This window comes from Psychrobium sp. nBUS_13, from assembly GCF_051201665.1.
Classification (GTDB): domain Bacteria; phylum Pseudomonadota; class Gammaproteobacteria; order Enterobacterales; family Psychrobiaceae; genus Psychrobium.
This window is the reverse complement of sequence record NZ_CP179210.1, coordinates 1,206,344-1,219,515: the sequence shown is the minus strand read 5'-3', so window position 1 is coordinate 1,219,515 and position 13,172 is coordinate 1,206,344. Positions and strand designations below refer to the sequence as shown.

Annotated in this window: 10 protein-coding genes; all 10 read right to left on the bottom strand. The window is 40.8% G+C overall.

Translation table 11 applies throughout. The features are described from left to right. Nucleotides 1-10: 10 nt before the first annotated feature. On the bottom strand, nucleotides 11-1,351 hold the full coding sequence (tilS, locus tag ACMAZF_RS05510) for a tRNA lysidine(34) synthetase TilS (protein ID WP_435276447.1): 1,341 nt from the start codon (nucleotides 1,349-1,351) through the stop codon (nucleotides 11-13). Nucleotides 1,352-1,464: 113 nt separating this feature from the next. Continuing rightward, entirely contained in the window at nucleotides 1,465-2,421 is a 957-nt protein-coding gene (gene accA, locus ACMAZF_RS05505) for an acetyl-CoA carboxylase carboxyl transferase subunit alpha (protein ID WP_435276446.1), read from the bottom strand. 102 nt (nucleotides 2,422-2,523) lie between these two features. Further along, entirely contained in the window at nucleotides 2,524-6,000 is a 3,477-nt protein-coding gene (gene dnaE / locus ACMAZF_RS05500; RefSeq protein WP_435276445.1) for a DNA polymerase III subunit alpha, read from the bottom strand. A gap of 27 nt (nucleotides 6,001-6,027) precedes the next feature. After that, nucleotides 6,028-6,627: a ribonuclease HII gene (gene rnhB, locus ACMAZF_RS05495; RefSeq protein WP_435276444.1), complete on the bottom strand. Its 600-nt coding sequence runs from the start codon at nucleotides 6,625-6,627 to the stop codon at nucleotides 6,028-6,030. A 28-nt stretch (nucleotides 6,628-6,655) separates the two neighbouring features. Then, a complete protein-coding gene (gene lpxB / locus ACMAZF_RS05490; RefSeq protein WP_435276443.1) occupies nucleotides 6,656-7,825 on the bottom strand; it encodes a lipid-A-disaccharide synthase in 1,170 nt (389 codons plus the stop codon). Between the two features lie 22 nt (nucleotides 7,826-7,847). After that, entirely contained in the window at nucleotides 7,848-8,612 is a 765-nt protein-coding gene (gene lpxA, locus ACMAZF_RS05485) for an acyl-ACP--UDP-N-acetylglucosamine O-acyltransferase (RefSeq protein ID WP_435276442.1), read from the bottom strand. A 3-nt stretch (nucleotides 8,613-8,615) separates the two neighbouring features. Further along, complete coding sequence (gene fabZ, locus ACMAZF_RS05480; RefSeq protein WP_435276441.1) at nucleotides 8,616-9,062, bottom strand: 3-hydroxyacyl-ACP dehydratase FabZ; 447 nt, start codon at nucleotides 9,060-9,062, stop codon at nucleotides 8,616-8,618. A gap of 27 nt (nucleotides 9,063-9,089) precedes the next feature. Further along, entirely contained in the window at nucleotides 9,090-10,112 is a 1,023-nt protein-coding gene (lpxD, locus tag ACMAZF_RS05475) for a UDP-3-O-(3-hydroxymyristoyl)glucosamine N-acyltransferase (protein ID WP_435276440.1), read from the bottom strand. Between the two features lies 1 nt (nucleotide 10,113). Continuing rightward, nucleotides 10,114-10,632, bottom strand: a complete 519-nt coding sequence (locus ACMAZF_RS05470) for an OmpH family outer membrane protein (protein WP_435276439.1) — start codon at nucleotides 10,630-10,632, stop codon at nucleotides 10,114-10,116. A 47-nt stretch (nucleotides 10,633-10,679) separates the two neighbouring features. Further along, complete coding sequence (bamA, locus tag ACMAZF_RS05465; protein WP_435276438.1) at nucleotides 10,680-13,157, bottom strand: outer membrane protein assembly factor BamA; 2,478 nt, start codon at nucleotides 13,155-13,157, stop codon at nucleotides 10,680-10,682. Between the last annotated feature and the right edge of the window lie 15 nt (nucleotides 13,158-13,172).

Below are 13,172 nucleotides of genomic sequence, written 5' to 3'. Positions count from 1 at the left end.
GGCATAAGTATCAATGCTTATGCCAATTTAATGTTAATATTTGAGCAGCTGTATTTTCGTCAACCTGTTCGTCTAACCACTCAGTCTCCACCCAATAACCAATAGCAGCAACCAACTCCCCATCAACGCATAAACAAGGCACTAGCGGTCGCTCCCATGGAGGCACCTTAAACTCCTGCCATAGTTTTTTAAGAGTTCGCCGTTTATCTCGTGAACTCGGCCACGCTTTTATTGAACCAGATAAGCCAAACTCAATAGTCACTGTGCTTTCATCATTGGGTTTTCTGAACAAGAAAGAGTGATGGCTAGCCATTTCATTAAATTTGACTATGCCTAACGAAAAATCAAACGTTAACTTTTTTGAAATATCTTCAACAATAGTCTGCTGCGGTAACGCGTCAACTGACTCGTCAACGATATAAAGGCGCTGCTGAAATCGGCGTATCGATTTATCGCCAAGCACAATTTTCATCTTACTGTCATCTGCGCTATTAGCTTGTTGGATAACTTCAGCAAGTTGTTTGGATGACGGTAACAAAACACGATTTAATCGCAACCAATAACGTAATAGGTTATTTTGGCGCGCTTGTGATAAGGTTTTTAGCGCTGTTAATTCAAGCTGTTGAGTGGATGAAGCCTGATGAGAAAAGTCTTCTTTAGCGACTTCATCTGCTAAGGATACGGCTTCTTGGCATAGAGCAGCAGTTCTTGCGACATTCTGACTAAAGCTAGGCCAGCGCTCATTCAAATCATTGATAACATGATGACGTAGATAATTGCGATCAAAGCTCTGATCTCGATTACTTTCGTCTTCAATCCAACTCAAATGATGAGTTGTCGCCCATTGTTCAATTTCATGACGCGTGATACTTAATAATGGACGAGCATGCAGTCCGTTCTTTAACTCATTACACGGCGCCATAGCGGCTAAACCTAAAACACCACTGCCACGCTTTAATGCAAGCAGTAATGTTTCAGCTTGGTCATTAAGATGTTGAGCTGTCACGAGTACACTATCAGCTGACAGATGCCTCTCAAACGCTTGATAGCGCTGTAATCTCGCTTCTCCTTCAATGCCTAGTTTTGAAGGTGAAACAGTAACTTGTTCATATTGATAATTAATTGAAAGCTCTGCGCACAGCTGCTGACAAAAGACTTGCCACTGCCCAGCATTAGCACTCAACCCATGATTAACATGCACTGCAATAATCTGCGCCGTCGGCAATTGTGATTTCACTAAAGCGTCGAGCAACACGACAGAATCAACTCCACCACTAAGACCGACAACAATGCGACGTCCTTCAAGTTGATGTTGCTTGATAAATTGATTAACCGCTAACACTAAGCTCATGACTAACAATATTAAGTAAGAGAAAAGTAGAGTATACAAGCCTAATGGCTGGCTATAAAACAAAAATGCCGCTTAGGTTTCCCTAAACGGTATTTTGATGATGCAATTAACGCTTAGCAATAGCCAAATGACATTAAACGTTTGTAACGGTTATCTAACATCGTATCGACATCTAATGCTTTTAACACTGCAATTTGATCAACTAGCGTTGCTTTAACATTGCTAGCCATGGCATCAAAATCGCGATGAGCGCCGCCTAATGGCTCTTCAATAATATTATCAATAAGCTCTAAACCTAATAAACGGTCAGAGGTAATACCCATTGCTTCCGCCGCTAGTGACGCTTTGTCAGCGCTCTTCCATAAGATAGATGCACAACCTTCAGGAGAAATTACAGAATACGTACTGTATTGCAACATATTAACGGTGTCACCAACGCCAATTGCCAATGCGCCACCAGAGCCACCTTCACCAATCACAGTACACACAACGGGTACTTTTAAACCTGCCATTACTTTTAAGTTACGTGCAATAGCTTCTGATTGACCGCGCTCTTCAGCACCAACGCCTGGGTAAGCTCCTGGAGTATCAATTAATGTAACGATAGGCATATTAAAACGTTCCGCCATATCCATTAAACGTAATGCTTTGCGGTAACCTTCAGGACGTGGCATACCAAAGTTACGTTTAACTTTTTCTTTAGTACTACGGCCTTTTTGATGCCCAATAACCATCACAGGCGTACCATTTAATCGTGCCGTACCGCCAATAATTGCTTTGTCATCGGCATAAGCACGATCACCACAGATTTCATCAAAATCTTCAAACACACGCTCGATATAATCATACGTATATGGACGCTCTGGATGACGCGCAATTTGACTAACTTGCCAAGGTCCAAGATCAGAAAAAATCTTTTGCGCCATAGACACGCTTTTTTCTTCAAGTGCTTGAATTTCTTGTGCAAGATCTATATTAAGTGAGCTGTTACTGCTCACATTTCTCAACTCATCAATTTTCGCATGTAATTCAGCAATTGGCTTTTCAAACTCTAAAAAATTCTGACTCATTAATTCATCTCTTTAAAATGTGGCGTAATCTTAAGTGAATGACAGTATCATTGTCTGCATTATAGCCTAAGTTACTTAAATTATTACAATAGCTTGAAATCTTTAGAACTTTAATCGAACATGCCTATTTCCAAGCAACATTCGCAAGTTATCTAACAGTTCATCGTCCGGCGTAACTCGCCATTGGATACCCAATTCGAGCTTGGCAGTTGCCTCAGCACGGGAATAAAAAATATTAACCGGCAACGCACCATATTGAAATGGCGCCAATGCTTGATTAAATCGTGTGAAAAAGTGCTTGTTGATTTGCTGTTGTTCAACCTTCAATTCTAACGCAGTTGCAAAGCGCTCACGGGCATTTGCTACATCGTAGACTTCTTTGACGGACATTCTATTACCCCCAGAAAAATCATCAAAGCTGACCTCTCCTTCTAGCACTAATATTTTGTCTTTTTGCAGTAAATCTTGGTATTTTTCTAACGTTTCGCTGTAAAGCATCGCTTCTAACCGGCCACTTTTATCATCAATGGTCATTATTCCCATTTTAGAACCGCGTTTCGTGATCATGACTCGAGATGCAATGACAAGACCTGCCGCTTTAACCACTTGACCACGTTCAGTCGGCACAATGTCTTTTAAACGACAACGAGTATAGTGCTTCAACTCTGGCAGATACTGATTAATTGGATGGCCTGTTAAATATAAACCGAGCGTTTCACGTTCACCTTCAAGCCAAATTTTATCAGGCCACGGCATCACATCGGTAAACTCATGACTGACATCTTCATCATGGCTGGCTAAGAGACCGAATAAATCATGCTGCCCAACGGCTCTATCTTTGGCGTGTTGTTCAGATGCTTTTACGGCTTCAGGTAGTGAGGCCATCATCGACGCTCGATGCGGCCCTAATTTATCAAGAGCACCTGCTTTAATTAATTTCTCAAAAATTCGTTTGTTAATTTTCTTAGTGTCTATTCGACCACAAAAATCAAAGAAATCTTTAAATGGTCCGCCTTTTTCGCGTGCCTCTAAGATCGCTTCGACAGGGCCTTCACCAACGCCTTTAATGGCACCAATGCCATAAACGATTTCTTCATCTTCATTAACGCTGAATTTGTATTCACCTGAATTAACATCGGGTGGATGAAGCACTAACTTCATGCGTTCACATTCGTCCACCAAGGTAACGATTTTATCGGTGTTATCCATATCGGCCGACATTACCGCCGCCATGAAATATGCAGGATGATGGCACTTAAGCCACAATGTTTGGTAAGAAACAAGCGCGTATGCTGCTGAGTGAGATTTATTAAATCCGTAGCCCGCGAATTTCTCTACCAAATCAAAGATTTTCATGGCTAGCTCGCCATCAACGCCGTTATTTTTTGCACCGTCCTCGAAGGTAGAACGCTGTTTTGCCATCTCTTCAGGTTTTTTCTTACCCATCGCACGACGTAACATATCGGCGCCGCCAAGGGTGTAACCAGAAAGGACCTGCGCAATTTGCATTACCTGTTCTTGATACAAGATAATACCGTAAGTTGGCTCTAACGTTTCTTTGAGTGATTCATGTTGCCATTGGCTATCAGGGTATGAGACTTCTTCGCGTCCGTGCTTACGATCGATAAAGTTATCTACCATGCCTGATTGCAATGGACCCGGTCTAAATAAGGCCACCAGTGCGATAATATCTTCAAAACAATCCGGTAAAAGACGACTAATCAGTTCCTTCATACCGCGAGATTCTAACTGGAATACCGCGGTTGTCTCACTGCGCTTTAACATAGCGAACGACGCAGGATCTTCTAATGGAATGGATTCAATAGCAACGGGCTCTAGTCCCTTCTTAGCGCGAGCAATATTAAGTGGGTCTAGTGCCCATTTAATAATGGTTAACGTACGTAAACCCAAGAAGTCAAACTTGACCAAGCCCGCTGTTTCAACATCGTTCTTATCGAATTGTGTTACAGGGTTCTTACCTTCATCATCACAATAAAGCGGCGCGAAATCTGTAATGGTTGTTGGCGAAATAACAACACCACCCGCATGCTTACCGGCATTACGCGTGGTGCCCTCGAGACGGCGCGCCATATCAATAAGCTCACGCACATCTTCATCGGCTTGATAAAGTTGATCAAGCTGCGGCTCTACTTCCCATGCTTTAGTCAGTGACATGCCTGGCTCAGCAGGAATAAGCTTCGTTAAACGCTCTACAAACCCATACGGCTGGCCCATAACACGACCAACATCTCGCACAACTGCCTTTGCAGCCATCGTACCGAAAGTAATAATTTGCGATACCGCATCACGGCCATATAACTCCGCAACATGGTCGATAACCCTATCGCGCCCTTCCATACAAAAATCGACATCAAAATCCGGCATGGATACACGTTCAGGGTTAAGAAAACGTTCAAATAATAAATCGTATTCTAGCGGATCTAGATCGGTGATTTTTAGAGCATAGGCCACTAAAGAACCGGCACCAGAGCCACGACCTGGTCCTACGGGAACATCGTTATCCTTACTCCACTGAATAAACTCCATTACGATAAGGAAGTAGCCGGGGAATCCCATCTTGTTAACTACGCCCAGTTCGATATGAAGACGCTTTTCATACTCAGGTCGCTGGCGTTCGCGCTCTTCCTCGTCGGGAAATAAAAACTCTAACCGCTCTTCCAAGCCATCAACAGATACTTTTACAAGGAAGTCTTCAATTTCTAAATCGCCCGTTGGATAGTCTGGTAATACATATTCATCTAATACAACGGTAACATTACAGCGCTTGGCAATTTCAACAGAGTTGGTTAATGCAGATGGGATATCACTAAATAATTCGCACATTTCTTCTTCTGTGCGAAGAAATTGTTGATCACTATATCGTTTAGGTCGACGTGGATCAGCAAGTCCATAACCGTCGTGAATCGCGACTCGCACTTCATGCGCATCAAAGTCAGCGCTATTTAAAAAAGTAACTTCATTGGTTGCAACAACTGGAATATTCGTTTGGCTGGCAAGCAAGCAGGCACTGTGTAAATACTCTTCTTCATTGACTCGTCCCGTGCGCAATAACTCAAGATAAAAATCATCTTTAAAGTGCTCTTGATAAAACGAAAGGCATTGACGTGCCAATTTATCATTCCCTTTAAGCAGCGCCATGCCAACGTCGCCTTCTCGGCCACCAGAGAGAATAATCAACCCTTCATTATATTTCGCAAGCCACGACTTATCGATAACCGCCTTATCATGTACTTTTCCGCGTAAATAAGCCTGAGAAATCAATAATGTAAGATTGTTATAACCTTTATTATCTTTACATAGGATGGTAATGCGCCAAGGCTCTTCATCAAATTCATCACTTTGCACCCACATATCAGCGCCGATAATAGGTTTAATACCAGCACTATGTGCACCGCGATAGTACTTTACTAGGCCACACAGGTTTACTAGATCAGTAATAGCCATAGCAGGCATTTTTAATTCATCAACTTTGCCAACAATCTTGCCAACCTTGGCAACACCATCAGCCATAGAAAAGTCTGAATGGATTCTTAGATGAACAAATTTAGGATCGATCACAACATTTCCTTACCAACAGCGGCATTTTTAAATAAGATTTAGCGCCGCTTTAACAGGTTTAAAACTACGTCGATGATAAGGGGTTACACCAAATTGCTCAATCATTTCCATGTGAAATTTGGTGGGATACCCTTTATGTTTGGCAAAACCAAACTGGGGAAACTCTCTATCAAGTGCTTCCATTTCACGATCTCGGGTGACCTTAGCAATAATAGATGCTGCGCTGATCTCTTCAACTCTAGCATCACCTTTTACGATTGCCTGACAAGACATTGGTAGTGCAGGACATCGATTGCCATCAATTAAAACGTGTTGCGGCGTAATTGCTAGCCCGTTTACCGCGCGTTGCATTGCAAGCATCGTAGCATGAAGAATATTTAGTTCGTCAATTTCATCGGGACTTGCACGGCCAACGGCATATGCTAACGCATTATCGACGATAAGCTCGTAAAGTGCATCTCGCTTCTTATCGCTTAGTTTTTTAGAATCGGCTAACCCTTCAATGGGCTTAGCAGGATCAAGAATAACTGCTGCGGTAACAACATCCCCAACCAAAGGACCACGTCCCACTTCATCGACACCGGCAACAACAAGATCAGGAAAGATAAATTCAGGTTCTGTAGGCATATTCTTCTTCTTAATTTGGGTAAATCAATTAACGCTTAATAAGCTTAAGAACGCTATCTGCAGCACGTTCACTCGCATCACATTTGAGTAGTTGCTGTAATTGACTAAACGAGTTCAGCATTAATTTATTATCACTATCGAGCAACTTAGATGCTTCTCTGACAATATTATCATTAGTGGCATCTTCTTGAATTAACTCAACAATAAGCTCTTCTTTCGCTAATAAATTAGGTAACGAATAATGCGTCACTTTCATCATGGGCTTAAATATTTTATAAGTTAACCAATGAATTTTGTGAACAACAAGCATCGGACGATTAACTAGTAGTCCTTCTAATGTCGCGGTGCCAGAAGCCAACATAATAACGTCGCTTGCCGCCATCACATCTCTTGATTGGCCATCAATAATTTCAATAGCAAGATTGGGAGCATACAACGCTTTTGCCGCCAAAAATTGCGATTTACGTTGCTCATTAACCAATGGAATAACGAAATTAAGTGCTGGGTATCGTTCTTTAAGGCTTAATGCCGCCTCTAAATACATCTGGCTATTATATTTTAACTCGCTGCCTCTACTACCCGGCATTAGCGCTAGATATTTTACGTCCTGCTGCAAAGATAATCTTTCACGAGCATCTACTTTTGACATGTCAGGTTGAATTTGGTCGGCTAAGGTATGACCTACAAAATCACATGGAAAGTCATACTTATCGTAAAATTCTTTTTCAAATGGCAGCAATGCTAATACTAAGTTTGTCGCTTGGGCAACTTTAAAAATACGCTTTTGACGCCACGCCCAGATGGATGGACTCACGTACTGAACTGTTTTGATCCCAGCTTCTTTTAACTGAAGCTCTAAGCGCAAATTAAAATCGGGGGCATCAATGCCAACAAAAATATCTGGTGGATCAGCAGTAAAATGTTCAAATAAATGACGCTTGATTGCAAAGAGGCGTCTTAGACGGCTAAAGACTTCCACCAGTCCCATGACTGATAATTCTTCCATGTCGAACAAGCTAACACAACCTTGTTCAATCATTTGTGGACCGCCAATGCCTTCGAAAATAGCGTTTGGATAGCGTTGTTTGACAGACTTGATGAAACTCGCACCTAAAATGTCGCCGGAGATTTCTCCAGCGACAATGCCAATGCGTATAGGGGTAAGCTCAACGTCTGTGTGAGGGGTTATATGGCTCACGCCAACTCCTTAAAGTCGTTGTTTATCGGATAATACCGCGGTCAGAGTTGTTAATAAAATCAATGAATAATCCAACATTTTCATCGTCAGAATTGTTGAGTTCAGTAACGGCGTCTTCTAAAGATAATTGCTGTTTATAAATAGTCTTAAAACCGCGACGGATAGCTAAAATAGATGATTTACTAAAATCACGACGTTTAAGGCCTTCACTGTTAATGCCACGAGGTACACAGGGTTGTCCGGCACAAATCACAAATGGGGGAACGTCTTGGTTAACCCAAGATGTTGCACCAACAAAACAGTGAACACCAATTTTTACAAACTGATGTACGCCTGTCATGCCGCCAATGATCGCGAAATCACCAACAACCACATGACCAGCTAGATTAACGCTATTGGCCAAAATACAGTTATTGCCAATAATACAATCATGAGCCACGTGAACGTAGGCCATCAATAAGTTATCACTGCCAATCCGTGTAATTCCTTTATCTTGTACAGTTCCTCGATGAATAGTTACACCTTCACGAACTACATTTCTGTCACCCATAATGAGCTGTGTATCTTCACCAGCGAACTTTTTGTCTTGGCATTCTTCACCAACAGAGGAAAATTGGAAAAAGTGATTTTCTTTTCCTATGTTGGACGGCCCTTTAATGACCACATGAGATTCAACGATACAATCATCACCTAACGTGACCTCTGCACCGATGTAACTCCAAGGGCCAACGGTTACATTTTTACCAAGCGTTGCATTAGGATGTACAAAAGCTAAGGGATCTATCACAATTTAGTCCTTACGAGCACACATTAGATCTGCGCTACAAACTACCTTACCGTCTACTCGTGCTTCGCAATAAAACTTGCCAATACCACGACGTTCTTTTAAATATTCTACATGAATGTTTACGACATCACCTGGTACAACAGGTTGCTTAAAACGCGCATTATCAATTGCAGCAAAGTAATACAACGTATCATCTGATTTTTCAATCGTTTTAAAACCAAGTACGCCAGTAGCTTGTGCCATCGCCTCTAAAATTAATACACCAGGCATAATAGGCTTTATTGGAAAATGACCTTGGAAAAATGGTTCATTAATAGTGACGTTCTTTACTGCGTGTAATGATTTTCCTACTTCAAAATCAATAACCTTATCAATTAACAGAAAAGGATAACGATGAGGCAAAAGCGCCATGATTTCATTGATTTCTAGTGGTGATAATTCGTTAGACAAAACAGTTCTTCCTGAGTAAATAGTTACTTAATCTTGCTTAAGTCGTTTTTCAACGGCTTTAAGTCTCTTGGCCATATCGTCTAGCTGACGATAACGCGCTCCATTTTTGCGCCATTCGCGATTAGTTTGTGAAGGCATACCCGAAGAGTATACACCAGCTTCAGTAATATCCTTAATAACCATGCTCATCCCTGTGACCGTAGCCCCGTCACAAATAGACAAATGACCATTAATGGCACATGCACCGCCGATAATACAATTATTGCCAATGTTAACACTGCCGGCAACACAAGTGTTTGCCGCCATCGCACTATAATTACCTACGACAACATTGTGGCCAAGGTGTACTTGGTCATCAATAATACAGCCATTGCCAACAATTGTTGGATCTAAAGCGCCACGGTCAATAGTACTACCAGCGCCAACTTCTGTACCGTCACCAATTTCAACACCGCCAAGCTGAGGAATTTTGTGCCATTGCCCATTATGCGGAGCAAAGCCAAACCCATCAGCGCCAATTACGGCAGTTGAATGAATAAGACAATTCGCGCCAATAATTACATTATGATAAATAACAACATTTGCCCACAACTTAGCATTGGGTTTTAAAATGGTGTTTTCACCAATAAAGCAATTAGCACCAATGATACAGCCATCGCCGATGTTTGCTCCGGCCTCAATAACGCTATTTGGGCCAATTGATACATTGTCACCAATAACTACGCTATCTGATATATTTGCCATTGGGCTAATGCCATGAGCAGGCTTTGGGGTTGTATCCATGATATTAGCGAGCATTGCATAACCCACATAGGGTTCATCTAAAAGCAGCGCATTGCCAGAATAATCAGCAGCATCATCTGGGCGCATAATAATCGCGCTAGCTTGAGCCGTGAAAATCTGCTCTTTGTATTTAGGATTTGCCAAAAAAGAAATCTGCCCCGATTGAGCAGATTTTAGAGTCGCTATACTTGAGACGGTAATATCACCGTCTCCTTGTAATGTCGCATCAAGCTTTTTCGCTAACTGAGCGAGCGTAAATTTCACCATGTTATTTAGACTTAGATACTTTCTTAATAACTAGTTGAGAAATATCATTCTCTTTAGTGATAAAAGCAACTGCATTCGATTGTAAAATCACATCATACTTTTCTGATTTTGCGATTTCATTGACAGCTTTTTGAACTTCTAATAGTAGTTTATTTTGCTCTTCACCACCGCGGCGACGCATGTCTTCTTCTAAAGCTTTACCTTTAAGTTGGTAATCACTTTTCAAAGATTCCATTTCACGTTGCATATCAAGTTTTTGTTGTTGAGTAAGTAATGCACCATCACGCTTGCTCTTTTCAGCAAGATCTTGCATTTTTTTAACTAGCGCTTGCACTGATTCACGACGCTCTTTAAATTCAACGTCTAACTTTTGGCTTAAGTGTTCACGTTGCGGCAAATTTTGGAAAATAGTACCCATATCAATGACACCAATTTTTTGCTCAAATGCAAAACTTGCACTGCTAAATGACGTACCTACTAATAATGCCGCTGCAGTAACTGCTGTTGCTAACTTTTTCAAAACCTTCTCCTTTAAATACCGCATAAACGTGCAGTAATTTTTTATAATTAAAATGTTGTACCAATATTAAATGAAAATACTTCTAAACGATCGCCTTCAACTTCACGTAATGGTCTTGCCAAGCTAAATACCATTGGGCCCATTGGTGATAACCATTGAACAGATATACCGTAAGACGCTCTAAACTCTTTTGGATCTGAGAAATCATAGATTTTTTCAAATTCAGTTTCAGCAAGTTGACGATAGCGATCGTAGTTAAACTCAGTATCCCACACGTTACCACCTTCAACAAACAAACTTGTGCGAACTGAACTTCCAGCGCCTTCATCTACAAATGGCGTAGGAACAAACAGTTCCAACGTCGCTAATGCCTGAGCATTACCACCAATAGCACTATAGTTACTTACCGCAATAGTGCTAGGGTCACCATATAAAATTGATGATTGACCTGTAATTATATCAATTGGACTACCAGACCCCTGTTCGCCACCACCTTGTAAATAGATCGCTTTAGGTCCTACTGTATTGGCTTTAAAACCGCGTAAAGATCCAGGCCCACCTGCTCTAAAGTTCTCATTAAAAGCAAATAAGTGATCGTTACCGTCAACTTCACCGTAACCATTTCCGTAACCTAATTTAACTTTACCCATCAATGAGTAACGATGATCATCAGATAGAGGGAAATAATGACGAGATTCAAATGCTAAGCGAAAATACTGTATTTCACTGCCTGGAATAGTCATCTTACCATTGAAGGTTGCATTAGAGCCCTCTGTTGGGAATCTAGCACGATTTAGTGTTGTACGACTCCAACCCGCCGAAATTTCAAAATTATCAAATGCAATGTCACCATTATTTCGGCCACCATAAACCTCATAAAACGGTTTTACTTGCTCATATTGATTTAATTCAGAAATATCATTATGTCTATATGCTAAACCTAAACTTACGCGACTAACTGGATTAATTGGGAACCCTAAATCGAAGCCAACACCGTATGATTTATTGTTATAACGCGCCAAGTTTGCATTACCTGCGTCATATTCTGACCAATAAATATTCGCACCGCCACTAATGCCTTCATGCGTTATATAAGGGTCTCGGTAGGAAATATTTATATTTTTTTGGTACTTATTCGTATTAAAGTTTACACCAACACGATTACCGGTACCCAACCAGTTATTTTGCGTAACACCTAATTGAAGGCTTAAACCACCATAACTACCGTACCCAACAGCCGCATTAAAAGAACCTGAAGGCGTTTCTTTCACCTTAACTTCAACATCAACTCGATCGTCACTGCCAGCAACAGGAATAACTTCAGTTTCAACTTCTTCAAAGAAACCTAATCGATTAAGGTAGTTTTTAGAACCTTCAAGCTTGCTATTATTTAGCCAACTACCTTCAAGTTGAAGCATTTCTCGACGTAAGACTTCATCAGACGTATCGTAATTACCCACAAAACGAATTTCATTAACATACACTCGAGCGCCAGGCTCAATATTGAGATTTAAGGTAACTTCTTTAGTTTCATCATCAATTTCAGGAAAAGTGGTGACTTTAGGAAATGCGTAACCATAATTCCCCAAAAACCGTGATAAACGCTCTTCCGTAAAAGTAACGGCCGCACCGTTGTAGGTATCGCCTTCTTTCATTGGGATCAAGCGCTCGATAATTTCTCGATACTTTTCAATATCACCAATTAGATTAACGTCTTTTATTTTATATATTTCACCTTCATCTAAATTCAGCGCAATATATAGACCCTTCTTATCCGGTGTCATTGATACTTGTGTACTATCAACTTTAAAACGAATGTAACCACGGTCTTTATAAAAAGACTCTAACGTTTCAATATCACCTTGCAATTTTTGCTTTTGATATTTTTGCTCGCCAAAGAAATTCCACCACGCGGTATAATCAGATAATTCAAAAGTTTCTTTTAATTCTTCATCACTAAAGACTGAATTTCCAACGAGATTAATCTGTTTAATGCTGGCTGCATCACCCTCTTTAAACTTGAAATTCAATTCAATTCGATTTCGAGCAAGTGGAGTAATACTGGCCTCAACACTCGCTGAGTATTTACCAACACTGTAATAGAAATCTTCAAGACCTTTCTCAATTTCCGTTAACAATGTACGATCTAGAGGTTCACCCAGCTTAATTCCAGATCCTGTTAAACTCTCGGACAATTGCTCTTCTTTAAGATCTTTATTGCCATCAAAATTAATCGCAGAAATAGTTGGACGTTCTTTAACTTTAATGACCAGCATTCCTTCATCGCGGAATACTTGAATGTCTTCAAAGTTAGTTGAACGATAAAGTGTTTTAATAATGCGCGCGACATCAGCGTCAGTAACGACATCACCAACTTTTACAGGTGTATTCAATAACGCAGCGCCAAGAGCAACACGTTGTAAGCCTTGAATACGAATATCAGTTACTGTAAATGGTTCAGCGGCTAGGGAACTAAAACTTGTTCCTAATAAGGCAATAGGTGCCAAAAGTTTTGAAAACTTCATAATGCTGTTTTTATA

Bases quoted from the DNA above. Each gene is read 5' to 3' on its own strand.
- bamA (WP_435276438.1), bottom strand. From the start codon at position 13,157: ATGAAGTTTTCAAAACTTTTGGCACCTATTGCCTTATTAGGAACAAGT.
- accA (WP_435276446.1), bottom strand. From the start codon at position 2,421: ATGAGTCAGAATTTTTTAGAGTTTGAAAAGCCAATTGCTGAATTACAT.
- lpxD (WP_435276440.1), bottom strand. From the start codon at position 10,112: ATGGTGAAATTTACGCTCGCTCAGTTAGCGAAAAAGCTTGATGCGACA.
- rnhB (WP_435276444.1), bottom strand. From the start codon at position 6,627: ATGCCTACAGAACCTGAATTTATCTTTCCTGATCTTGTTGTTGCCGGT.
- tilS (WP_435276447.1), bottom strand. From the start codon at position 1,351: ATGAGCTTAGTGTTAGCGGTTAATCAATTTATCAAGCAACATCAACTT.